This is a genomic window from Pseudomonas sp. B5(2017) (genome assembly GCF_002112825.1).
Classification (GTDB): Bacteria; Pseudomonadota; Gammaproteobacteria; order Pseudomonadales; family Pseudomonadaceae; genus Aquipseudomonas; species Aquipseudomonas putida_Z.
Map to the genome: position 1 here is coordinate 38,505 of NZ_NEIR01000004.1, position 23,767 is coordinate 62,271.

Here is a 23,767-nt window from a genome sequence, read left to right on the forward strand (position 1 = left end):
ATGGGGGAGGCTCAAGCGCCCGCCCCTGTGTTGGCATGTCTTCGGAAAGGGCCTGAATAGACAGGTTCTGGGGTTCCGGAAAACAGGCGCAAGTATTGCGGGGGCGAATGACAGATTAATGTCGAATTAGTGGCACTGCGGTTAAGTAATTGAGAATAAAAGGATCTGTCCCGGCTATCGAGATTTGAGTGGCGGGCCTTCCTTGGGGATACTGGGTACCTTGAAACAGCGAGCCGAAACCGTGACCAGCCTGTACAGCCTTGCCCATCTGCGTGATCTACCGGCGGCCACCTGGGATGCCCTGGTGCCGGCCGGCCAACCGTTCCTGCGCCATGCGTTTCTCAGTGCCATGGAGGACAGCGGCAGCGTCGCGCGTAACACCGGCTGGGCCGCCGAGCACCTGGTGCTGGAACGTGACGGGCAGGTACGGGCGCTGCTGCCGGCGTACCGCAAATGGCACTCGTTTGGCGAGTACGTGTTCGACCATGGCTGGGCCGATGCCTGTGAGCGGGCCGGCATTGCCTACTACCCCAAGCTGCTCGGTGCCGTGCCGTTCAGCCCGGTCAGTGGCCCGCGCCTGCTCGCCGCCGACCCAGCTGATGGCCTGCTGGTACTGCAGGCGTTACCGGAGTACCTGGGCAAGGGCGGGCTGTCTGGTGCGCACATCAATTTCACCGAGCCGGCGCTGGACGACCAGCTGGCCGGCCAGCCGGGCTGGATGGAGCGCCTGGGCTGCCAGTTTCATTGGCGCAACCACGGCTACCGTGACTTCCAGGATTTTCTCGACAGCCTGAGTTCGCGCAAGCGCAAGCAGATGCGCAAGGAGCGTGAACAGGTGGCCGGGCACGGTATTGAATTCCGCTGGTACCGTGGGGGTGACCTGGATGAGGCGCAGTGGGATTTCGTCTACCGCTGCTACGCCAATACCTACGCGGTGCGCCGCCGTGCGCCCTACCTGACACGCGAGTTCTTCAGCCTGCTGGCAGAGCGCATGCCCGAGAACTTGCGCGTGGTGATGGCGCGGCAGGGTGGCCGTGATGTGGCCATGGCCCTTAGCCTGGTGGGCGGCGACAGCCTGTTTGGCCGCTACTGGGGCTGCCTGGATGAATTCGACCGGCTGCATTTCGAAACCTGTTTCTACCAGGGCATGGACTTTGCCATCGCCGAAGGGCTGCAGCGTTTCGATGCCGGGGCGCAGGGGGAGCACAAGCTTATTCGCGGCTTCGAGCCGGTGCTGACGCGGTCGTGGCACTACCTGTTGCACCCGGGGCTGCGGCGGGCGGTGGAGGATTTTCTGGCGCAGGAGCGAGAAGGGGTACGGGCGTATGCCGAGGAAGCCAGGGGGATGTTGCCCTATCGCCGGGACTGATCCTGGCTCAAGGCTGGCGCAAATCCTGTAGGAGCGGCCTTGTGTCGCGAAAGGGTCGCAAAGCGGCCCCAGCTATTTCTGCTGCGAAGCTGGAAACCTGGGGCTGCTGCGCAGCCCTTTCGCGACACAAGGCCGCTCCTACAGGAAGCGCGCTGTTGCCCTGATCAGTCGACCCCGACAAACCCCCCGGTCTGGTGATGCCACAACCGGGCATACAAGCCTTGCTGCTCCAGCAGTTCACTGTGGCTGCCACTCTCGACAATTCGCCCCTTGTCCAGCACCACCAGCCGGTCCATCCGCGCAATGGTGGAAAGCCGGTGGGCAATGGCGATCACTGTCTTGCCCTGCATCAGCGTCTCCAGGCTTTCCTGGATCGCTGCCTCCACCTCCGAATCCAGCGCCGAAGTGGCCTCGTCCATGATCAGGATCGGTGCATTCTTCAGCAGCACCCGGGCAATCGCGATGCGCTGGCGCTGGCCACCCGACAGCTTGACCCCGCGCTCGCCCACATGGGCATCGAAACCGGTGCGCCCCTGGGCGTCCGACAACTGCGGGATGAACTCGTCGGCGCGGGCCCGGCGCACCGCTTCATGCAGCGCCGCCTCGCTGGCACCGGGGCGACCATACAGCAGGTTGTCGCGGATCGAGCGGTGCAGCAGCGAGGTGTCCTGGGTGATCATGCCGATCTGCGCGCGCAGGCTGGCCTGGCTCACTTCGGCAATGTCCTGACCGTCGATGAGGATGCGCCCGCCCTGCACGTCATACAGCCGTAGCAGCAGGTTGACCAGGGTCGACTTGCCTGCCCCGGACGGGCCGATCAGGCCGATCTTCTCGCCCGGGCGGATGTCCAGGTCGAGCCCTTCGATCACGTTGGCGGCCTTGCCGTAATGGAAGTCCACGTCATCGAAACGCACCGCACCGCGGCTTACCTTGAGCGCCGGTGCGTTGGGCCGGTCGGTGACGGTGACCGGCTGGGCGATGGTCTGCAGGCCGTCCTGGACCATGCCGATGTTCTCGAAGATGCCGTTGACCACCCACATGATCCAGCCCGACATGTTGACGATGCGGATCACCAGGCCGGTGGCCAGGGCGATGGCGCCGACGGTGATCAGCGACTGGCTCCACAGCCACAGCGCCAGGCCGGTGGTGGCGACCACCAGCAGGCCATTGAGGGTGGTGATGACCACGTCCATGCTGGTGACCACGCGTGCGGCCAGCTGGGTTTTCTCTGTCTGTTCGCGGATCGCTTCGCGGGCGTACTGCTGCTCGAAGTCGGTATGGGCGAACAGCTTGAGGGTGGCGATGTTGGTGTAGCCGTCGACGATGCGCCCCATCAGCTTGGAGCGGGCGTCGGAGGAGATCACCGAACGCTCCTTCACCCGGGGGACGAAGTAGAACAGCGCGGCGATGTAGCCGGCGATCCACAACAGCAGCGGCAGCATCAGGCGCCAGTCGGCCTCGGCGAACAGCACCAGCGAGGTGATGGCGTAGATCAGCACATGCCATAGCGCATCCACCGCCTGCACCGCAGAGTCGCGCAGCGAGTTGCCGGTCTGCATGATGCGCTGGGCGATGCGCCCGGCGAAGTCGCTCTGGAAGAAGTTCAGGCTCTGCTTCAGCACATAGGTGTGGTTCTGCCAGCGGATCAGGCTGGTCATGCCGGGGTTGATGGTCTGGTGCACCAGCAGGTCGTGCAGGCCGAAGAATACCGGCCGCAGCAGCAGGATCACCACCAGCATCCAGATCAGCTCGCCGCTGTGTTCGCTGAAGAAACTGGCATTGGGCGTGCCCTGGGCCAGGTCGATGATGCGGCTGAGGTAGCTGAACATCGCCACCTCGATCAGCGAGGCGACCAGGCCCACCACCAGCAGGGCGACAAAGCTCGGCCACACCTGGCGCAGGTAGTAGAGGTAGAACGGCCACACCTGGCCGGGTGGCGACTCGCTGGGCGCGTCGCGGAAGATGTCGATCAGTTGCTCGAAACGGCGGTACAGCATGGGTGACAAGACTCCTGTGCTACCCGACCCCGGAAGGTTTCACGTCCCTGTGAAACCTGCGGTCAGTCGATGCGTTTGGCGGACTTGATGTAGACCGGATCGGCCGGCACATCGCGCATGCCTTTCTTGACGGTGGTCGGTGAATTGACGATCTGGTCTACCACCTCCATGCCCTTGGTCACTTTGCCGAACACGGCGTAACCGGCGTCGCGGCCCGGATTGAGAAAATCGTTGTCGGCGACGTTGATGAAGAACTGGCTGGTGGCCGAGTTCGGGTTGGAGGTACGCGCCATCGACAGCGTGCCACGGGTGTTCTGCAGGCCGTTGTTGGCCTCGTTCTTGATCGGGTCCTTGGTATCTTTCTGGACCATCTGGTCGGTGAAACCGCCGCCCTGGACCATGAAGCCCGGAATTACCCGGTGGAAGATGGTGTTGTTGTAGAAGCCGCTGTCGACGTACTCGAGGAAGTTCTTGGTACTGACCGGCGCCTTCTCGGCATTCAGTTCGATTTCGACCTGGCCGAAGCTGGTGTCCAGCAGTACGTGCGGGGTCTTGTCGGAGGCCATGACGCTGGTGGCGAAGGCGACCGAGCAGGCGGTGAGCAGGAGTTTTTTCAGCATGGGCTCAAAGATCCTTGAGAGGTGGAAGCGGCTGCAAGGAACTGCAGCAGGGTCTGGTTGAAGACCTCGGGTTGGTCGAGGGGTGTAGCGTGCCGGGAATCGTCGATGACCACCAGCCTGGCGTGGGGCATCAGGGCGACGTAGCGTTCTTTCAGTTGTATCGGGGTGTAATCGTGGTCGGCGGCGATCACCAGGGTAGGACAGTGGATCTGGCCGATGCGTTCCTGCACGCCCCAGTCGACGATGGCATCGAAACTCTTGAGGTAGGCGCGCTTGTCGTTGCGCGCCCAGCGCTGGGCCATCTTGTGCCGCAGTTCGGCCTGCTGCGGTTTGGGGAACAGCCGCTCGGCCAGGCCCTTGCCGACGGTTTCGACACTGAGCAGGCGCGCCAGGCCCCAGCGCTTGAGCCACCATGCCCAGTCACTGCGGGTGCGGCGCTTGACCTCGGGGGCGCTGTTGACGATGCACAGGCTGCGCAGCCACTGTGGGTGATCGACGGCGAACTGGAAGCCGACCATGCCACCCATGGACAGGCCGACGAAGTGCACCGGGCCGGTGTGCAGGTGTTCGAGCAGGGCCAGCAGGTCGGCACTGAAGGTGGCGATCTGGTAGCCGTCGCGTGGCTTGTCGGAGCGACCGTGGCCGCGGATGTCCATGAGGATTACCCGGTAATGGCGGCTGAGCACCGGCACCTGCAGCTCCCAGTCCTGGCAGCTGGAGCCCAGGCCATGCAGCAATACCAGGGGTTCGCCCTGGCCATATTCCTCGTAATGCAGTGCGCATCCTTCGTGTTCGAAATAGGCCATGGGCGCGGTCCTCTCAGGCTTGTGGGGGGGCTGCGAAGGGCACGTCCAGTGGCGCGGTGTCGAAATTGCGCAGCAGGTCGATGAGAATCTGCGTAGCCGGGCCCAAGGTCTTCTCTTTGCTCGAATAAAGGTAGAACAGTGGGTGGCGGCTGCCACCCTGATCCAGCGGCAACGGCTTGAGCACGCCTTCGCGCAGCTCGCGCTCGATCATGTGGCGGGGCAGCCAGGCAAAGCCCAGGCCACTGCTGACGAAGGTCGCGGCGGTGCCGAGGCTGCCGACGGTCCAGCGTTGCTCGGCACCCAGCCAGCCGACATCGCGTGGCTGGGCGCGGCCGGAGTCGCGGATTACCACCTGCAACTGGCTTTCCAGGTCCTGGAAGGTCAGTTCGCGGCCCAGGCGGTGCAGGCTGTGTTCGGGGTGGGCGACGGCGACGAATTCTACCGCGCTCAGTTCGGCGCCCAGGTAACCGCCGATGCTGTAGCTGCTGATGGCCAGGTCGGCGATGCCTTCGTGCATCACTTCCTCGACGCCAGACAGCACTTCTTCACGCAGGCGCACCCGGCAGCCACGGCTCTGCGGCATGAACGCGGCCAGGGCGCGTACCAGGCGGGCACTGGGGTAGGCGGCATCGACCACCAGGCGTACCTCGGCCTCCCAGCCCTGTTCCATGTGGTGGGCAAGGTCCTCGAGCTGGCTGGCCTGCTTGACCAGGTGGCGCGAACGGCGCAGCAGGACATTGCCGGCCTCGGTGAGCACCGCCTTGCGGCCGTCGATGCGCAGCAGCGGCACGCCCAGTTGCTCCTGCATGCGGGCCACGGTGTAGCTGACCGATGACTGCGAGCGGTGCAGTGCCTCGGCGGCCTGGGCAAACCCACCGTGATCGACCACTGCCTGCAGGGTTCGCCACTGGTCAAGGGTTACGCGCGGCGCTTTCATCTTTCGCTCCTGTTGTCCTAAGCTGCGCTCTTTCAAGGAGAGCGGCCCATGAAGAAATGTTGTGCGGCAATACTGATGTGCCTGCCCCTCGGGGCCATGGCTTATCCCATCGACGTTGAGAAGGAACTGACCGGGGTGAAGCTCGACTACACCGCCTATGACACGGCCTATGACATTGGCGCCATCACCCTCAACAACTATGGGCAGGTACCGGCCGCGTGCAAGGTGACTTTCCGCAATGGCCCCGAGGCACCACGGGTGCGCCGGGTGAACGTACCGGCCGGTAAAAGCGTCGATGTCACTGCCAAGTTCAACCGGCAGATCATCAAATTACGGATCGCCTTGAACTGCAGTGCAGAATAAACTGATAAATCGATAGATTGAACCCACTTTTTACGCTTTTTTATCGATAGGTCAAGCCGTAATCTCACCTCCATCGAATCGCAACCCTTTTTGCCGATGGAGGCCCCCCATGTCCCGCGTACTGATCATCGAAAGCAGCGCCCGCCAGCAGGATTCCGTTTCCCGTCAGCTGACCCGTGATTTCATCCAGCAGTGGCAGGCCGCCCACCCGGCCGATCAGATCAGTGTGCGCGACCTGGCCGTGAACCCGGTGCCGCACCTGGACGCCAACCTGCTGGGTGGCTGGATGAAGCCCGAAGAACAGCGCAGTGCTGCCGAACTGGACGCCTTGGCCCGCTCCAACGAACTGACCGATGAGCTGCTCGCCGCCGACGTGCTGGTGATGGCTGCGCCGATGTACAACTTCACCATCCCCAGCACCCTCAAGGCCTGGCTGGACCACGTGCTGCGTGCCGGCATCACCTTCAAGTACACCCCCACCGGCCCGCAGGGCTTGCTGACCGGCAAGCGCGCCATCGTCCTGACTGCCCGTGGCGGCATCCACGCCGGCGCCACCAGCGACCACCAGGAACCGTACCTGCGCCAGGTAATGGCCTTCATCGGCATTCACGATGTCGACTTCATCCATGCCGAAGGCCTGAACATGAGCCCTGACTTCCACGAGAAGGGCGTCAACCAGGCCAAGGCCAAGCTGGCGGCGGTGGCCTGAGGCTTAGCGAATTCCCAACCCTGACACCTGTTGTTGCTCCTTTGGGTGTACCTGCCCGGCCTGCATGGCCGGGCTTTTTTTTATATTTGTGCACATGCGGTCTGCTTTTGCTCTGTGTAGGAGCGGCCTTGTGTCGCGAAAGGGCTGCAAAGCAGCCCCGGCAATATGTGCTGCTGTGCAGAGATCCCAGGGGCGCTTCGCACCCCTTTCGCGACACAAGGCCGCTCCTACATAGACCGCGTGCGCTGCCGTCCTTACTTTCCTCATGGTTGAACTCATTCCCCGCAACCCGCTAAGGTCGCGGCCTTGATCCACGAGAGGCAACCATGGGCTACCTGATAATCGTCGCGCTGATCCAGGCGTTTTCCTTCAGCCTGATCGGCGAGTACCTGGCCGGGCACGTCGACAGCTACTTTGCCGTGCTCGCGCGCGTGGTGCTGGCTGGCCTGGTGTTCCTGCCGCTGACCCGCTGGCGCCAGGTCGAGCCGCGCTTCATGCGCTCGATGCTGCTGATCGGCGCGCTGCAGTACGGCATCACCTACGTCTGCCTGTACCTGAGCTTTCGCGTGCTCACCGTGCCGGAGGTGCTGCTGTTCACCATTCTCACGCCGTTGCACGTGACGCTGATCGAAGACGCCATGAACCGGCGTTTCAACCCGTGGGCGCTGCTGGCAGCGCTGGTGGCGGTGGCCGGCGCGGCGGTGATCCGCTTCGACACCATCAGCGGCGAGTTCTTCATCGGCTTCCTGCTGCTGCAACTGGCCAACTTCACCTACGCCGCCGGCCAGGTGCTGTACCGCCACCTGGTTGCACGCCACCCCAGCGACTTGCCGCACTACAAGCGCTTTGGCTACTTCTACCTGGGCGCGTTGATCGTGGTGTTGCCGGCCTTCCTGCTGTTTGGCAACGCCCAGCACCTGCCGACCACCGATGTGCAGTGGCTGGTGCTGCTGTTCCTGGGCCTGTGCCCGACGGCGCTGGGGCTGTACTGGTGGAACAAGGGCGCCTGCATGGTTTCGGGCGGGACGCTGGCGGTGATGAACAACCTGCATGTGCCGGTAGGGTTGCTGCTCAATCTACTGATCTGGAACCAGGACGAGCCATTGGGCAGGCTGTTCATCGGCGGGGCAGTGATCCTGGCGTCGGTGTGGATGAGCCGCCTGGGTACCCTGACGTTATCAGGCAAGCCATGGCGCAGCCAGCTATGACGCGTTCGTTACTGAACCCAAATCCCGCCGGTACCTACCCGATAATCATGAAAACAAAATCGGGAGACCGGCGTGAAGCTAGAAACGCGAAGTATCGAATTTGTCCCACACGCCGAGCGTTATGGCACGCCTAAACGATTGTTCACCATCTGGTTCAGCTCCAATTTCCAGATAACCGCCCTGATGGTCGGCACCCTGGGCGCTGCGTCGGGGTTGAGTCTGGGCTGGACCTTGCTGGGCCTGTTGGTCGGCAACCTGATCGGCACCGTGTTCATGGCCGCGCATTCTGCCCAGGGGCCTCACCTGGGCGTGCCACAAATGATCCAGAGCCGGGCCCAGTTCGGTGTCCATGGTGCCGCGCTCCCTCTGCTGGTGATGGTCACGGCCGCAGTCCTGTTCCTCGCCGCCAGCGGCGTGCTGATGCGCAATGCCCTGCAGGCGCTGGTGCCCATGAGCGATGACCAGGCGATCGTGGTGGTCGGCTTGCTGACTTTTGTCATCGGCTTTGTCGGCTACGAGCTGATCCACCGCCTGGGCGCGTGGATGAGCCTGTTGTCCACACTGGTTTTTGCCGGCGCCCTGGTGCTGATCCTGCTGCACCCCGGCGACATGGCAACCACAACGGCAGTGAGTACCGGCTTCTCGTTCACCGCCTTCAACCTGATCGTGGCCCAGTCGGCCTCCTGGACGCTGGGGTATGGCCCCTATGTAGCCGATTACTCGCGCTATCTCCCGGCCAACGTCAATCCACGCGCCACCTTCTGGGCCACCTATTGCGGTTGTGCGCTGGGTTCCTTCGCCATGATGGCACTGGGCGCGCTGGTGGCGGTGGAGTTGCCCTCGGCACTGGGGCATGACCCGGCCACAGCTATTGCCGCGTTGTTTGGCCCGTGGGCGCCGTTGGCGCTGGCAGTGATCGCGCTGGGGGTGATCCAGTACAACGTCCTGTGCCTGTACAGCGCCTACATGTCGTCGGTCACGATCTTTGGCGCCTTCAAGACCATCCGGCGCGTGACCGCGACTGCCAAGGCCTTGGTGATGGCTGGGCTGACCGCAGCGGCAACGGTGATCGCCATCGCCACCCAATACAATTTCGATACGTTCTTTGCCGACATCCTGATCGGCCAGCTGTACCTGTTGATCCCATGGAGCGCGATCAACCTGGTGGATTACTACTGGGTATGCCGAGGCCACTATGATGTGGGGGCGCTGTATGACTCCAAGGGGCGTTATGGGTGCTTCAATCGTCGAAGCCTGGCGGTGTACGCCGTGTCGATCATCGGTACCATCCCGTTCATGAAGCTGTCGTTCTACACGGGCTTCGTGGCCGAGTGGCTGGGGGCGGATATCAGTTGGGCGATGGGGTTGATCCTGGCCGGTGCGTTGTATTGCATGGTCCATGGGCGCGAGAGCAACCGCCTTTCGACAACCATGAATGTGCACACCTGACTCGGCCTTGAGATGGGAGGGGCTGCACGGCAGCCCGGCATTCTTAAACCTCGTTCATTTCCTCAAGCCGGTGTGGCATCGGTTCTGGCATCGCACGCACCGCTAGACCGGCCCGTATATCAAGCGCGAGCGTTCTTGAACCTAATTCGGTTTTGCTATGGTTATTAATCGAGAGCTCAATCACGGCAAGCCCTTGACTACAGACTTGCACTGCGGTAGGTGGGCAGCGGCGATCAAGAGTCTGATCCAATCGGCGAGTGAATCGACACGATCTAACTATTTATAAGGTTTGCTCAGCGGCTGCCGACGTAACCAGGCGAGTGAAATGATTGAGTTGCCGCGTAAGTGGGTAAGGGCGGGACAAGGCCTAAAGCCGTTTTTCCATAACGATGGTGCGCTCAGCCCCATGAAACTCGTCGCGAATTTTCTGATAACCCAATGCGACATAAAATTTTTCAGCTGTAATCGACGATGGAACACGTACAACGCCAGTGCCGGCGCGGATAGCGGTTGCATGAATGACATCCATCAACTGCCGACCGACACCGCCTTTTTGGTGAGCCGGGTCAACAAAAACACTTCTGACTACATCACCGTCGAGACCGGCAGTGCCTATAAGTTTTTCGCCTAGCAAAGCTACGAAGACTCTACGCTTAGCAAGTTGTGCTGTCACCCCCCTCAAGAGAAAAGCTTCGCTCAATCTGAGCGATCACATCAAGCGGGTAGTCCTGTGAGTTTGACCCACGCAGTGCGGCTAAAATTACTCGGCTAATCGCTGCTGCATCTTTGCTCGTGGCCGGGCGAATGTGATATTCCATACTGAGACCTCAGTGCTAATCACAGTTTAGCTCATCGTATTGAGCCTATCCGGACGCTTCGTCAATACCTTTTTCGGCGCTTAACGATTGAAAGGGCGTTTTAATGAGCTCTAAAATATTTGATGGGAGTTATGCCTTTTTCTTTCTTTTTTTCTCGACGTCTCTTTTGTGTTTAGATATGTAGATCCTGGGGGTGAGTCCATGGCTTCTGACTAATTTATGCCAGGATTCTACAGCTAGAAGGAACTGGATTGAGTTTACATCGGTTATTTTTTCTACATTGTCTTCAAATACGAACCAAAGAGCGGCGCTGCTCAATTCTTTTTCAAACTTGATTGTCTTGTTTTTTATTAGTGTGATAGCGTCCCGGGACTGCTCGATATTGTAGATTAGCTCTGGTTTTTTCTTGGAGATTTTTACCGATATTATTTCGCCGTTATTGTAGAGGTCGGCAACTTCTACTTGATAGTTCCGCCTTTTCTGTTCCAGTGACTTAATATCTGTCAGAACCCTGTCTAGGAGTTCGTAGTCCCGGTCGTTACATATTTTTTGATTGAAATAAGCCTCGCGATAGTCGATTTTGTCATCCTCTGGCTTCGCATTTTTCCGCTTTTCTGTTTGCCAGGCAATGAAGGCAGATTCGACCAGTGGCTCCTCCAGTTTTACTTCAATATTGCTTAGAGATCGTTTTAGGTAGGTCATGAACGTCTGGTTGAAGACGAACCATTCGCCACTTTTAAGGAAATAATGCTGATCTTCGTATTCAATTGGACAGTCTAGAATCTCTTTTAGGGGGCGTGTGAATCGACCTGAATCTTCGCTTTTGAACTGAACGGAGATGTTGTTAATATCGATGATGTCAGGGTGGGCCACCAGAAACTTTGATATGGTCTGGATGTCAATGGTGTTGCCTAGAGCTTGGCGATGATTACCCTTGTCTACTTTTGCCTTGATTTCATAGTCGTAATCATGGAAGCTAAAGCATATCGCTATCCCGTGCACCTGAAATTCTTCAATAAGAACTTCGCCGCCCTCATTTTTGAGGTGATTGAGCAGTAGATTATCAAGTTCACTTGCTACTTCAGTATCTACAGATTCAAGCTTAGGTAGATGGATGATTTTTTCACCACGAAAACTTTCATCAATCTGTTGAAAGATTGCCGATAATTCCAAAGGTTGTTTATCCATGTCCATCTGAATGGAGTCGGCAAAAATTATGTTGCGATCGCCCCAGATTTCCTTATTGGCAGCCTTGAGTTTCAAGTGGTCGACCGATTCGCCTGCTTCATAGCTATCGATTTGGAAGCGCTGATAAGAGGACACATCTTGGCGCTTTGTGCCAGTGAAATAGCGGCTTTTTTTTAGTAGGATTGAATTTTCATCTGCGACGCGTATCGCAAGATCAATTCCGAAATCAAGGTGAATGAATTTGGATAGATAGAAGTGAGATTTCCCCAGGCTCACTGCGTAGATTTGTTCCTGATCTTCTAGATTTTGGCATAGTAGCATGCCAAAATTAAAAGTGTTTTTTGGCTCTTTCACGTTGTCATTGAAGAACTCTCTGTATGTATTCCACCACCAGACATCATTGCCTTTGATGTTTTCTGAGAAATAAAACGTCTTAGAATAATTTGGAGTGGGGATTGTTTTTTGCTCAATCAAGCCTACGGATTTAAGCTTCTCCTTTAGCTCGTTGATTTTGTGATATTTAACTTTGTATATATTATAGGTATTTGGCATGTTGTTTCCATTCGGTGATGGCCTGATCCGACCAAGAAATTGCCATTTGCCAGCATGGAGTGCAATACCTTCTTTCTAACGAGGAAATTTGTCAATAAAATCAAATTGTTACAGTGGCTTAATACGCCTCCTTGCTGCGAAACGGAATGCCGAGAGTGGCGCCTCTATCATCGACACGATGTGCGAATGTGCGATGTGTTATCCCTAGCGGCTAAAAAATCAGATTTTGCCCCTTTCTTGTAGGGCATTTCCCAAAGATACTGCGGGCCATTGTGATGTTCCGAGTTGGCCTCTAGTCTCGTCTAGTCGTTGCGATCCAACGACCGGCTTTGACAGGCCGACTCAAATTACAATCCTCAGCTTTCCCTTCAATGGCGGCTGTGCGTGGGGCACCTTCGGGTGCGCCGGGTTTCTCAATTTGACCGGTCTGTCAACCCGTGCACAGCTGCCACCCTTTGTTTGACAGCAAATGGCGGTAGTCCCCAACCACAAATTGAGGGTTACACCATGCTGAAGATAGTCCCCGATCCACCCTGCAACCTCCATTCCCTGGAAGACACGCTGCTGATGGCCTCGGATTACGCGCTATGCGCCGAAGCCGTTGCTCAGCAAGCCGTTTTGATGCAACCGAGATCACCCGTCTCGGTATTGATGATGGCGTCAATGCACGAGCTGGAGACCCTCCGCAAGTTGCTTGAATCAGCGCTGGCTCAAGTCCAAAAAACAGCAGATCCGCAGACGCTGCATTAATCCGCATCATGATTCGCCTGGGGCTGCCTCTGTGGGAGCCCGGCTTGCCGGCGATAGGGCCAGCCCAGGCACTAGAGATTTCGGGGGAGATTGAACGATGTCTACAGAAGAAACCAAATTCACCGTCGGCAAAACCACTTTCTACCAAGGTGAAAAGCCAGACTCATCCGCTGTTCCGTATCGAAGCCGGCATCCCTTGCCAGAGCGCCCGCGAACAAGCTTCGGAGCTGATGGGCTACGCGCGAGACATGACCCTGGACGGCTTGATGGAAGACAAACCCCAGCTAATCTGGGCTTCGCACTATCTCTGTGCCTTGGCCAAGGCGCTCATGGATGATGCTGAACTGGGCATGATGAAAACCCCTTGAACACCACCCTCAGGCGTAATGCCTGTCAGTCAAGCAATTTGGGGCCGCTTTGCGGCCCATCGCCGGCAAGCCAGCTCCCACAGGGATCGCCCCACCTTTTGGAATTTGAGCAAGACAGTTGCTCCCACAGGTACTGCACACCTCTCGAATTTTGCGCGGAGCCTGTGGGAGCTGGCTTGCCGGCGATGGGCTGCGAAGCAGCCCCGGCAATATCAAGCCTCGCTCATGTCTTCCAGCCGACGCGGCACAGGCTCTTGCGATACACGCCCGCTCAACCCCACCCGCATGTCGTTGCCACTCGGTTGCTGGTACAGGTTCAGCCCGAACTCCGGCAACACCGCCAGCAGATAATCGAAGATATCCCCCTGAATCCGCTCGTACTCAGCCCACGCCGTGGTGGTGGTAAAGCAGTAGATCTCCAGCGGTACACCCTCGGCGGTTGTCTGCATCTGCCGCACCATGCAGGTCATGTTCGGGTGCACGTTGGGGTGGTTCTTCAGGTAGGCCAGGGCAAACGCACGGAAGGTGCCGATGTTGGTCAGCTTGCGGCGGTTGGCCGACAGCTCGGCCACCGGCCCCAGGGCTTCGTTCCAGCTTTGCAGTTCCTGGCGCTTGCCCGCCAGGTAATCGCGCAGAAGGCTGACCTGGGTGAGGCGCTGTTCTTCCTCGCGAGTCAGGAACCGCACGCCAGCCGCGTCGATGAACAGGCTGCGCTTGATGCGTCGGCCACCGGACTGCTGCATGCCGCGGTAGTTGCGGAACGACTCGCTCATCAGGCGCCAGGTGGGGATGGAGACGATGGTCTTGTCGAAGTTCTGCACCTTCACCGTGTGCAGGGTGATGTCCACCACGTCGCCATCGGCGCCCACCTGGGGCATTTCGATCCAGTCGCCCACGTGCAGCATGTCGTTGCTGGTCAGCTGCACACTGGCGACGAACGACAGCAGGGTGTCCTTGTACACCAACAGCAGCACCGCCGACATGGCACCCAGGCCCGACAGTAGCAACAGCGGCGAGCGGTCGATCAGGGTGGCGACGATGACGATGGAGGCGAAGATCCACAGCATCATCTTGGCCAGTTGCACGTAACCCTTGATCGAGCGGGTGCGGGCGTGTTCGGTGCGGGCATAGATGTCGAGCAGGGCATCCAGCAGGCACGACAGCGCCATGGTCATGAACAGCAGGGTAAAGGCCAGGGCGACATTGCCGAGGAAGTGCTGGGCGGTGTCGGACAGCTCAGGCACCAGTTTGAGGCCGAACTGCAGCACCAGTGACGGCGTGGTCTGTGCCAGGCGGTGGAACACCTTGTTGTTGCGCAGGTCGTCCAGCCATTTCAGCGCTGGCTGGCGGGCCAGCAGGCGGGCGCCATGCAGCACCAGGAAGCGTGCCAGGCGGCCGATGACCAGGGAAATGAGCAGCAGCACCGCCAGGCCAATGGCCGCGTGCAGCATCGGATGTTGGTCAAGGGTGCCCCACAGGTCGAGGGAGTCACGCCAGATTCGTTGGATATCCATGGGCTTGCGTACAGTCTTGTTGCCAAACGAAGCGCCATTAGAGCGCGGATGGCGACAAAGTTGCCAAAAGAAATTCGGCTAAGGCGGCAGAAAACGTTACCCTATGCAACTGAATTTTCCGCACTTGCCTGAGGTTACCTCCGTGTTCTCCCAATTCGCCCTGCACGAACGCCTGCTTAAAGCCGTGGCCGAGCTTAACTTTGTCGAGCCAACCCCGGTGCAGGCCGCGGCCATCCCCCTGGCCCTGCAAGGGCGTGACCTGCGCGTGACCGCGCAGACCGGCAGCGGCAAGACCGCGGCCTTCGTGCTGCCGCTGCTCAACCGCCTGGTCGACCTGCGCGAACGCCGCGTCGAGATCCGTGCGCTGATCCTGCTGCCGACCCGTGAACTGGCCCAGCAGACCCTCAAGCAGGTACAGCTGTTCTCCCAGTTCACCTACATCAAGTCGGGCCTGGTTACCGGCGGTGAGGACTTCAAGGAACAGGCCGCCATGCTGCGCAAGGTGCCGGACGTGCTGATCGGCACCCCGGGCCGCCTGCTCGAGCAGCTCAATGCCGGCAACCTCGACCTGTCCCACGTGCAGGTGCTGATCCTCGACGAAGCCGACCGCATGCTCGACATGGGCTTTGCCGAAGACATGGAGCGCCTGTGCAAGGAGTGCGAGAACCGCCAGCAGACCCTGCTGTTCTCCGCCACTACCGGTGGTGCGGCCCTGCGCGACATCATCGGCAAGGTGCTGAAAGACCCAGAGCACCTGATGCTCAACAGCGTCTCGCAGCTGGCCGAAGGCACCCGCCAGCAGATCATCACCGCTGACCACGACCAGCACAAAGAGCAGATCGTGCAGTGGCTGCTGGCCAACGAAACCTTCGACAAGGCGATCATCTTCACCAACACCCGCGCCCTGGCCGACCGCATCTACGGCCACCTGGTGGCCAAGGACGTGAAGGCCTTCGTGCTGCACGGCGAGAAGGACCAGAAGGACCGCAAGCTGGCCCTGGACCGCTTCAAGCAGGGCAGCTCCAAGGTGCTGGTGGCTACCGACGTTGCGGCCCGTGGCCTGGACATCGACGGCCTGGACCTGGTGATCAACTTCGACATGCCGCGCAGCGGTGACGAGTACGTGCACCGCGTGGGCCGTACCGGCCGTGCCGGTGGCGAAGGCCTGGCGATCTCGCTGATCACCCACAACGACTGGAACCTGATGTCGAGCATCGAGCGCTACCTCAAGCAGCAGTTCGAGCGCCGGGTGATCAAGGAAGTGAAGGGCACCTACAACGGGCCGAAGAAGGTCAAGGCCTCGGGCAAGGCAGCTGGCAGCAAGAAGAAAAAGGTCGAGAAGAAGACCGGTGACAAGAAGGCGGCCGCCAAGCGCAAGCCAACCGCCAAGCCAAAGGCCAACGCACCGCTGGCCAGCGCCGACGGCCTGGCGCCGCTGAAGAAGCGCAAGCCTGCGGCTGAGTAATCAGCACTCTGTCAGGTTGGTGGGTCCTTTGTAGGAGCGGCCTTGTGTCGCGAAAGGGCTGCGAAGCAGCCCCTCGATTTCGTGAGTGACGCATCTATCCGGGGGCCGCTTTGCGGCCCTTTCGCGACACGAGGCCGCTCCTACAGGGCGCACGTCACGCGGCCATTGATCATTCAGCCTTTTTCTCCGCCTCTTTCAACTCCTTGATCCGCTTGTCGATCAGCTGACACTTGTCGGGCAAATCCTTGCTCGCCGTCCCCAGCTCCATCCCTTGAAGCTCGTCATTGATCTCCTTGGCCTTCTGCGGGTTCTGCTCGGTCAACTGGGTGACCAACCCGGCCAGCTCTTCGCGTTTCTGCGTTGCTTCTTCCGGTGTGCAGGCCCAGGCGGGCAGGGCGCAGAACAGGGCAGTGGCACAGGCAATGGGCAGCAGCAGTTTCATCCTTCTACCTCCGGCGGTGGTGATGCCCGGTGGAGGCATGTGCCTGGCCGTTAGTTCAGCGCCTTCGACCGGTGGCACTTCATGGTCAGCCTGTCCCCAGTTGGGCAACTGACCGAGCCGTGCTAGCCATTGGGTCCACAGCGCCGGCGCTGAGATATTTCGGAACGCTGGGCAACCTCGACAGGTCCCAACCTGTGTACCCCTTCCGTCCACAGCAGGAGCCCGTAGCCATGAGCATCGCCTACGACTGGGACCTGATCGAGCGTTTGCTGCACGAGGTGCAGAACGGCGCCGGTCACAGCTTCACGCCACGCCCCTATGCCGAGCAGCACGCTGCGGCACTGGCTGCCAAGGGGGAGCCGGTGGGCGACCTGGACCACCTGAAAACCCGTGCCTGCGAGTACGAAAGGTTGTTGTTCGAGCGTGGTTTCATCGAAACCCGGCCCGAAGAGGATGGCGGCAATGGCGAGAACTTCGTGCTGACCGAGCGCGGTTCGCGGCTGATGAGCCTGATCGACAGCAGCATTCCCGGCTTCGAGCACCCGCGCCAGGTGCTGGACGAGCAGGAGGATGCGCTGGACGAAACCACCTTCGAGCAGGTGTCGGCGAAGGCACAGATCGCCTGAGGTCGTTTTGAGGCTGGCAAGGGCGGCCATGGACACCCGATAATCGGTAGTTCCTGAACACTGCCGAGCCCTTGCCCATGCCAATGACCACCACAGAGGCCCGCCTATGAGCGCGGTCCGCAAGAACCCCGACGCCTTTGCCTTCCAGGTGATGCTGGGGCTGTGCCTGATCTGGGGCTGCCAGCAGGTGTTGATCAAGACTGCCGCCATCGATATCGCGCCGGTGATGCAGGCGGCCCTGCGCAACGGCATCGCCGCCGTGCTGGTGGGCCTGATGCTGTGCTGGCGCGGGGGCTGGGAGCAGGTCGGCAGCACCTGGCGTGCCGGGGTGGTGGCGGGCGGGCTGTTCGGCCTGGAGTTCCTGTTCATTGCCGAGGGGCTGAAGCTGACCTCTGCGGCGCACATGTCGGTGTTCCTCTATACCGCGCCGGTGTTTACCGCGTTGGGCCTGCATTTCAGGTTGCCCAGCGAACGCCTGCGGCTGCTGCAATGGCTTGGGATACTGCTGGCCTTCGGTGGCATTGCCATGGCGTTTGCCGGCGGCATGTCGTTCGAGCACATGGACGGCCGCACCCTGCTGGGGGATGCCTTTGGCGTGATCGCCGGGCTGGCCTGGGGGGCGACCACGGTGGTGGTGCGTTGCTCGCGGCTGTCGGAAGCACCGGCGACCCTGACCCTGTTCTATCAGCTGGCGGTGGGCTTTGCCGGGTTGCTGCTGATTGCCTTGCTCAGCGGCCAGATCGGCGCGGTGACGCTGACGCCGCTGGCGATGGGCAGCGTGCTGTTCCAGGGGATTGTGGTGTCGTTCATCAGCTACCTGACCTGGTTCTGGTTGCTGCGCAAATACCTGGCGTCGAACCTGGCAGTGTTCTCGTTCATCACCCCGCTGTTCGGGGTGACCTTCGGCGTGTTGTTGCTGGATGAGCCGCTGAGCCTGAACTTTGTGGTTGGCGCGTTGATGGTGCTGCTGGGGGTGGTCCTGGTGAGTGCCGAGCCTTGGGTGAAGCAGCAGTTGCGTAAGTTTGTGGGGTGAGTTTTAGCCTGTTACGGCCTCTTCGCGGGTAAACCCGCTCCCACAGGGGCCGCACAATCTTCAAGGCCTGTGCAGTACCTGTGGGAGCGGGTTTACCCGCGAAGAGGCCGGCACGGGCAGCCACGATTCAGGATGCTGCCTTGGCCTGACAGGCGCTGCCCTGCTGTGCAGAGCCAAACAGCACCAGCCCCCCAGCCACCATCAACCCACCCGCGGCCACCATCAGCGCCGGCTGCAGCCCGCCGCTGTAATGGCTGCTGACCGCCGCCAGCAGCGGCCCACTCAACTGCCCCAGGGCAAAGCAGGCTGTCAGCAGCCCGGCATTGCGCTGCGTGGCATGCGGCGCCAGCTCCCGCGAACGTTGCATCACCAGCTGCATGCAGGCCAGGAACGGCCCGCCACACAGCACCACGCCCAACGCCAGCCCGACACCCCCGCCCATCAGGCAGGCCAGTACACCCAGCCCCTGCAGCCACAGGGTGGCAGTGAGCCAGGCCGAGGTGCGCCGCCACGGCGCAGGCTCACCAGCAGCACCCCCAGCGCCGCCGCCAGGCCGAACGCCGGCCAGAACAGGTCGGCCAGCCACTGCCCGTGGAACTGCTGGTTGGCCATTTGCGACAGGAAGGTGGCCGGCAGGATGTAACCCACGCCATACAGCGCATACACCAGCCCCAGGCGGCCGTTGCCGACACTGTGCGTGGGGCCCTGGCGTGCAGCCGATGGCACCGGCGCCGCTTGCAGCGCCCTTGGCAGCCAAGGCCGGACCGCCAGCAGCATCACCAGCGCGGCCACGGCATAGATCAGCCACAGTGCTGCCGAGCCCAGCCCCCACAAATGCGCCACCAGCGCCAGCAAACCCGTCAGCGCAATGCCCAGGCCGGGCCCCGCGAACACCAGGGCACCCAGGCGCTGGCGGTTGTTTGCATTGGCCACCTGTTGGCTGAGGCTGGTGATCATCACCAGCACCCAAGCGCTGGCCACGCCGGTGCCGAAGCGCAGCAGCAGGTGGCTCCAGAACCCGTCTGCGGCCCATGAGGCCAAGGTCAACAGCACGCACAGCCACAGCCCACCGTGCAGGCGCAGGCGCACCTGGCCTGGCGAGCGAGCGAACATGGCATCGACCGCGCCGACGAAGTAACCCAGGTAGTTGGCCGCGGCCACCAGCCCGGCGACCGTCAGGTCGAACTGGCCTTCGGCGATCAGTTGCGGCAGCTGCGGGGTCAGGGCGAAACGGCCGATGCCCATGGCCATCATCAGCGCCACGGCGCTGGCCAGCAGTTGAATGAGTGGCGACATGACAAGTCTCCTGCACGGATGTAAGCGATGGCTGGCAGGTTAGGGCGGTTTCTTTTTCAATAAAATTGAATAATGATGATCAAGTTGTTCTGTTTTGGAGAATACCGTGGAATTCAGCCAACTGCGTATCTTCCAGGCCGTGGCCGAGGAAGGTTCGGTCACCCGTGCCGCAGAGCGCCTGCATCGGGTGCCGTCGAACCTGTCGACGCGCTTGCGCCAGCTCGAGGAGCAACTGGGTGTCGAGTTGTTCCTGCGCGAACGCCAGCGCCTGCAGTTGTCGCCGGCGGGCAAGGTGCTGCTGGATTACGCCAACCGCATGTCAGCCTTGCGCGACGAGGCGCTGGCCGCCGTGCGTGGCGGCCAACCGGCCGGGGACTTCGTGCTGGGGACCATGTACAGCACGGCGGCGACCCATTTGCCGGGGTTGCTGGCGCGTTATCACCAGGCCTACCCGGCGGTTAACCTGCAGGTGCGTGCGGCGCCCAGTGGCGAGCTGCTGGAAGGCCTGCTCAACCACACCTTGGACGCGGCCCTGGTGGACGGGCCACCGAGCCTGGCCGGGCTCGATGGCGTGCCGCTTTGCGATGAGCAACTGGTGCTGATCACCAGCCCCGAGCACCCTGCGGTACAGACTGCCAAGGATGTGGCGGGCAAGGCGGTGTTCACCTTCCGCCAGGGCTGCTCGTACCGCATGCGCCTGGAGGCCTGGTATGCCCATGCCCATACGCCAATGGGCCGGGTGATGGAAATCGAGTCGTACCAGAGCATGCTGGCCTGCGTGATCGCCGGCGCGGGTGTGGCGATGATGGCCAGGTCGATGCTCGACAGCCTGCCCGGGCGCGACCGGGTGCGGGTGCACCAGTTGCAGGCGCCGTTCGATCAGGCGGTCACCTGGTTGATGTGGCGCCAGGGCATGCGTGGGGCAAATTTGCAGGCCTGGATCGACCTGCAACAAAGCGAAACGATTAACCAGTCGTCGGAATGCGCCGTTACGGCTTGATCCGTATCAAAATGGCCCGTATCTGTAGGTTTAGAGGCATGCGTAATACAGGACATAGGGCTATGATCTGTATGAAACATCGCAGGATTGAATTGCCGTGAGGCTGACCCGTCAAGGGGGCATTATGAATAAACCACTGTCCAACTGGCTCCACGACCTGGCTGTCGCCTTGGGGCTGATTCCACCACCCTTGCAGCCGGTGCCGATCCCGACTGATGAAGAGCAGCGCAAACGCCAACCGCGTCGTCGCTGATACAGACAAAGGCCGCTGCACCTGGGTGGGTGCAGCGGCCTTTTTGTGTCTGCCAATTGTGTGTTGCCTGTACCGGCCCCTTCGCGGGTAAACCCGCTCCCACAGGTACCCCACAGCACTCGAGGCCTGTGATATTCCTGTGGGAGCGGGTTTACCCGCGAAAGGGCCTGTACAGGCAGCCGCGATCTATCAGGCCAGCTTCACCGCCGCCACCGATTTACGCGACATCAGGCTGACCACCACAAAGCTCACCAGACCAACCGCCAGGCTGTAGTAGATCGGCGTATTGGCCTCCAGCCCATCCTTGAACATGAACAGCAGCGCGGTGGCAAAGCCCAGCGACATGCTGGCGATAGCCCCTGCGGTGGTAGCGCGCTTCCAGAAGATCGCGCCGATCAGCGGGATCAGCATGCCGCCGACCAGCAGGTTGTAGGCCAGGGTCAGGGCATTGATCACATCGTTCACCACCAGGGCGATGCCCAGCACCACCAGGCCGGTGAGCAGGGTGAACAGGCGGCTGACGCCCAGGCTCGACGCCTTGCCGCCACGCAGCTTGGGCAGCAGGTCTTCGGTCAGGGTGGTCGACGCAGCCAGCAGGCCGGCGCTGGCGGTGGACATCATGGCGGCCAGCGCCGCTGCCATCAGCAGGCCACGGATGCCATCGGGCAGGGTGGTCTTGATCATCTCGGCAAAGGCATTGTTCGGGTTGGCCAGGTCGGGCATCAGCACATGCGCGGCCATACCGATCGCGGCGCAGGCCAGGCCGTACAGTACGCAGTACACACCGGCGGTGGTGCCGGCGCGCTGGCAGACCTTCTCGTCACGGGCAGTGAACACCCGCTGCCAGATGTCCTGGCCGATGAGGATGCCGAAGAAGTAGATCAGGAAGTAGGTGATGATGGTGTCCCAGCCAATGGTGGTCAGCTGGAAGCTGGCCGCCGGCAGCTTGGCCACCAGGGTGTCCCAGCCACCGGCCTTGTACAGGCACACTGGCAGCAGGATGAACATCAGGCCGACGGTCTTGATCACGAACTGGACGATGTCGGTCAGGGTGAGCGACCACATGCCGCCAATGGTCGAGTACAGCACCACCACACCACCGCCCAGCAGCAGCGAGGCCCAGAACGGCAGGTCGAGCAGCACCTGCAATACGGTGGCCATGGCCAGGGTCGAGGTGACGCCGATCATCAGTGCGTAGGCCAGCATGATCACGGCGCTGGCCTGGCGTGCGGCCGGGTTGTAGCGCTGCTCCAGCACCTGGGTCACGGTGAAGATGCGCAGGCGCAGCAAGGGTTTGGCGAGGAACAGGTTGAGGGCGATGATGCCCAGGCCCAGGGCTGCGCACAGCCAGAAGCCGGAGATGCCGTGGACGTAGCCCAGGCGCACGGTGCCGACGGTGGAAGCGCCACCGAGCACGGTGGTGGCCATGGTGCCCATGTACAGGACCGGGCCGAGGTTGCGCCCGGCCACCAGATAGTCCTCGTGGGTTTTCGCGCGCCGCATGCCATACCAGCCAAGCCCGAGCATGCCGGCGGTATAGATCATTACAACAATGATGTCCAAGGCCATTGGGGGTCTCCCGATTATCTTTATTATGGCGAGATCGACCACGCGGGCGGGTTCACGGCGCCCGGCGGTCTTGTCGTGTTGTTGGCGGGCCTCAATGGCCCTCCCATATGGCTCCTGCCGGGGTGTAGCAAGTACCGCGGGCGCTTTCTGTAGGAGCGGCCTTGTGTCGCGATCGGGCCGCAGAGCGGCCCCGGCAGCCTATGCGACACCGCCACAGTCCGGGGTCGCCTTGCGGCCCGGTCGCGACACAAGGCCGCTCCTACAAAGGGCCGTCGTTTACCGGCGGACAACGCCCGGTAGCACGCAGAGCATCTCGAACAGCAGGTTGGCACCGAGCAGCGAGGTGTTGCCGGTGGTGTCGTAAGGCGGGGAGACTTCGACGAGGTCACAGCCGATCAGGTCCAGGCCGTGGCAGCCGCGAATGATCTCCATCGCCTGGATGGTGGTCAAGCCGCCGATTTCCGGGGTGCCGGTACCAGGCGCCCAGGCCGGGTCGATGCCATCGATGTCGAACGACAGGTACACCGGGCCACCGCCGACCTTTTCGCGCACCTCGGCCATCAGCGGTTCCAGCGACTTGTGCCAGCACTCTTCGGCCTGGACTACACGGAAGCCCTGACGGCGGCTCCAGTTGAAGTCATCGGCGGTGTAGCCCTGGGCGCGCAGGCCGATCTGCACCACGCGCTCGCAATCGAGCAGGCCTTCTTCCACGGCGCGGCGGAAGGTGGTGCCGTGGGCGATCTTCTCGCCGAACATGTGGTCGTTGACGTCGGCATGGGCATCGATGTGCACCAGGCCGATCTTGCCGTGCTTCTTGTGCAGCGCCCGCAGGATCGGCAGGGTGATGGTGTGGTCGCCACCCAGGGTCAGCGGGATGATGTTGTGCTCGAGGACCTCGTCATACGCTTCTTCGATGATGCGCACGGCGTCCAGCAGGTTGAAGGTGTTGATCGCCACGTCACCGATGTCGGCCACCGACAGCGAGTCGAACGGTGCAGCCCCGGTGGCCATGTTGTACGGGCGGATCATCACCGATTCGGCGCGGATCTGCCGCGGGCCGAAGCGGGTGCCGGAGCGCAGCGAGGTACCGATGTCCAGTGGCACGCCGATGAAGGCGGCGTCCAGGCCTTGGGCACTTTGCAGGTGGGGGAGACGGAGCATGGTGGCGATGCCGCCGAAACGCGGCATTTCGTTGCCGCCCAGTGGTTGGTGGAGGATCTTGTCCACGGTGGGCCTCATCAGTCGGTCGATTGTTCTGTTTGTTCGAACCTGTGCCGCCGCGCGCCTTCCAGGTGTGGTCTTGCCGGCGGGCAGGGACATTTCGGCCAAGTCTGCTGAAGGTAGTGCCGGGGAAAAATCGCTACCGGCAAATACTTAGTTCAGGAATTTCTGAACTAAAGGCCGGCAGAGCGGTTAGACTGCGCGCAAACACCCT

Annotated in this window: 20 protein-coding genes and 3 pseudogenes; 12 read left to right on the forward strand and 11 right to left on the reverse strand. The window is 61.1% G+C overall.

Annotation, left to right across the window (positions count from 1 at the left end):
• Positions 1–241 precede the first annotated feature (241 nt).
• On the forward strand, positions 242–1,369 hold the full coding sequence (locus tag CAG00_RS07095) for a GNAT family N-acetyltransferase (protein ID WP_085664061.1): 1,128 nt from the start codon (positions 242–244) through the stop codon (positions 1,367–1,369).
• A gap of 164 nt (positions 1,370–1,533) precedes the next feature.
• On the opposite strand, the gene CAG00_RS07100 is transcribed toward CAG00_RS07095, so the two are convergent.
• From CAG00_RS07100 to CAG00_RS07115, 4 genes are all read right to left on the reverse strand, one after another.
• On the reverse strand, positions 1,534–3,366 hold the full coding sequence (locus CAG00_RS07100) for an ABC transporter ATP-binding protein (RefSeq protein WP_075045990.1): 1,833 nt from the start codon (positions 3,364–3,366) through the stop codon (positions 1,534–1,536).
• Positions 3,367–3,428: 62 nt separating this feature from the next.
• The gene (locus CAG00_RS07105) at positions 3,429–3,986 is read right to left on the reverse strand and encodes a peptidylprolyl isomerase (RefSeq protein ID WP_085663937.1); all 558 of its coding nucleotides are present in this window, start codon (positions 3,984–3,986) and stop codon (positions 3,429–3,431) included.
• The gene (locus CAG00_RS07110) at positions 3,980–4,792 is read right to left on the reverse strand and encodes an alpha/beta fold hydrolase (protein ID WP_085663938.1); all 813 of its coding nucleotides are present in this window, start codon (positions 4,790–4,792) and stop codon (positions 3,980–3,982) included. The genes CAG00_RS07105 and CAG00_RS07110 overlap by 7 nt, the downstream gene beginning before the upstream one ends.
• Positions 4,793–4,805: 13 nt before the next feature.
• A complete protein-coding gene (locus tag CAG00_RS07115; protein ID WP_012273620.1) occupies positions 4,806–5,729 on the reverse strand; it encodes a LysR family transcriptional regulator in 924 nt (307 codons plus the stop codon).
• Between the two features lie 48 nt (positions 5,730–5,777).
• On the opposite strand from CAG00_RS07115, the gene CAG00_RS07120 reads away from it, so the two are divergent.
• The 4 genes from CAG00_RS07120 to CAG00_RS07135 all read left to right on the forward strand — a co-directional run bounded on the left by CAG00_RS07120 (position 5,778) and on the right by CAG00_RS07135 (position 9,458).
• Positions 5,778–6,092: a hypothetical protein gene (locus CAG00_RS07120; protein WP_012051530.1), complete on the forward strand. Its 315-nt coding sequence runs from the start codon at positions 5,778–5,780 to the stop codon at positions 6,090–6,092.
• A 109-nt stretch (positions 6,093–6,201) separates the two neighbouring features.
• Entirely contained in the window at positions 6,202–6,801 is a 600-nt protein-coding gene (locus CAG00_RS07125) for an FMN-dependent NADH-azoreductase (RefSeq protein WP_025340170.1), read from the forward strand.
• Positions 6,802–7,127: 326 nt separating this feature from the next.
• Complete coding sequence (locus CAG00_RS07130) at positions 7,128–8,009, forward strand: carboxylate/amino acid/amine transporter (protein WP_085663939.1); 882 nt, start codon at positions 7,128–7,130, stop codon at positions 8,007–8,009.
• Positions 8,010–8,081: 72 nt separating this feature from the next.
• Entirely contained in the window at positions 8,082–9,458 is a 1,377-nt protein-coding gene (locus CAG00_RS07135) for a cytosine permease (RefSeq protein WP_085663940.1), read from the forward strand.
• 367 nt (positions 9,459–9,825) lie between these two features.
• Here the strand turns inward: CAG00_RS07135 and CAG00_RS07140 are convergent.
• Together CAG00_RS07140 and CAG00_RS07145 are read right to left on the reverse strand one after the other, a co-directional pair.
• A pseudogene (locus CAG00_RS07140) lies at positions 9,826–10,276 on the reverse strand (GNAT family N-acetyltransferase).
• A gap of 129 nt (positions 10,277–10,405) precedes the next feature.
• Positions 10,406–12,016: a DUF6119 family protein gene (locus CAG00_RS07145; RefSeq protein ID WP_085663941.1), complete on the reverse strand. Its 1,611-nt coding sequence runs from the start codon at positions 12,014–12,016 to the stop codon at positions 10,406–10,408.
• Between the two features lie 507 nt (positions 12,017–12,523).
• Here CAG00_RS07145 and CAG00_RS07150 point away from each other — a divergent pair.
• A complete protein-coding gene (locus CAG00_RS07150; protein ID WP_085663942.1) occupies positions 12,524–12,766 on the forward strand; it encodes a hypothetical protein in 243 nt (80 codons plus the stop codon).
• Between the two features lie 97 nt (positions 12,767–12,863).
• Positions 12,864–13,134: pseudogene (locus CAG00_RS07155) on the forward strand (DUF3077 domain-containing protein).
• 212 nt (positions 13,135–13,346) lie between these two features.
• Here CAG00_RS07155 and CAG00_RS07160 read toward each other — a convergent pair.
• On the reverse strand, positions 13,347–14,648 hold the full coding sequence (locus CAG00_RS07160) for a mechanosensitive ion channel family protein (RefSeq protein WP_085663943.1): 1,302 nt from the start codon (positions 14,646–14,648) through the stop codon (positions 13,347–13,349).
• Positions 14,649–14,751: 103 nt separating this feature from the next.
• Here CAG00_RS07160 and CAG00_RS07165 point away from each other — a divergent pair, with 103 nt between their 5' ends.
• A complete protein-coding gene (locus CAG00_RS07165) occupies positions 14,752–16,113 on the forward strand; it encodes a DEAD/DEAH box helicase (protein WP_039612590.1) in 1,362 nt (453 codons plus the stop codon).
• Positions 16,114–16,282: 169 nt separating this feature from the next.
• Here the strand turns inward: CAG00_RS07165 and CAG00_RS07170 are convergent, their stop codons facing one another.
• A complete protein-coding gene (locus CAG00_RS07170) occupies positions 16,283–16,555 on the reverse strand; it encodes a hypothetical protein (protein WP_025340165.1) in 273 nt (90 codons plus the stop codon).
• Between the two features lie 230 nt (positions 16,556–16,785).
• Here CAG00_RS07170 and CAG00_RS07175 point away from each other — a divergent pair, with 230 nt between their 5' ends.
• Together CAG00_RS07175 and CAG00_RS07180 are read left to right on the forward strand one after the other, a co-directional pair.
• The gene (locus CAG00_RS07175; protein WP_013973698.1) at positions 16,786–17,181 is read left to right on the forward strand and encodes a hypothetical protein; all 396 of its coding nucleotides are present in this window, start codon (positions 16,786–16,788) and stop codon (positions 17,179–17,181) included.
• A 106-nt stretch (positions 17,182–17,287) separates the two neighbouring features.
• Positions 17,288–18,214, forward strand: coding sequence for a DMT family transporter (locus CAG00_RS07180; protein WP_075045983.1), 927 nt, complete (start codon positions 17,288–17,290; stop codon positions 18,212–18,214).
• Between the two features lie 127 nt (positions 18,215–18,341).
• Here CAG00_RS07180 and CAG00_RS07185 read toward each other — a convergent pair.
• Positions 18,342–19,510, reverse strand: a pseudogene (locus tag CAG00_RS07185) (MFS transporter).
• 106 nt (positions 19,511–19,616) lie between these two features.
• Here CAG00_RS07185 and CAG00_RS07190 point away from each other — a divergent pair.
• Positions 19,617–20,510: a LysR family transcriptional regulator gene (locus CAG00_RS07190; RefSeq protein WP_085663944.1), complete on the forward strand. Its 894-nt coding sequence runs from the start codon at positions 19,617–19,619 to the stop codon at positions 20,508–20,510.
• Between the two features lie 124 nt (positions 20,511–20,634).
• Entirely contained in the window at positions 20,635–20,763 is a 129-nt protein-coding gene (locus CAG00_RS29010; RefSeq protein ID WP_009683677.1) for a PA1414 family protein, read from the forward strand.
• A 189-nt stretch (positions 20,764–20,952) separates the two neighbouring features.
• On the opposite strand, the gene CAG00_RS07195 is transcribed toward CAG00_RS29010, so the two are convergent.
• Positions 20,953–22,332 (reverse strand): sodium:solute symporter, encoded by a 1,380-nt coding sequence (locus CAG00_RS07195; RefSeq protein WP_025340155.1) that lies wholly within the window; start codon positions 22,330–22,332, stop codon positions 20,953–20,955.
• Positions 22,333–22,608: 276 nt separating this feature from the next.
• Positions 22,609–23,559, reverse strand: coding sequence for an agmatinase (speB, locus tag CAG00_RS07200; protein WP_025340154.1), 951 nt, complete (start codon positions 23,557–23,559; stop codon positions 22,609–22,611).
• Positions 23,560–23,767: the final 208 nt, after the last annotated feature.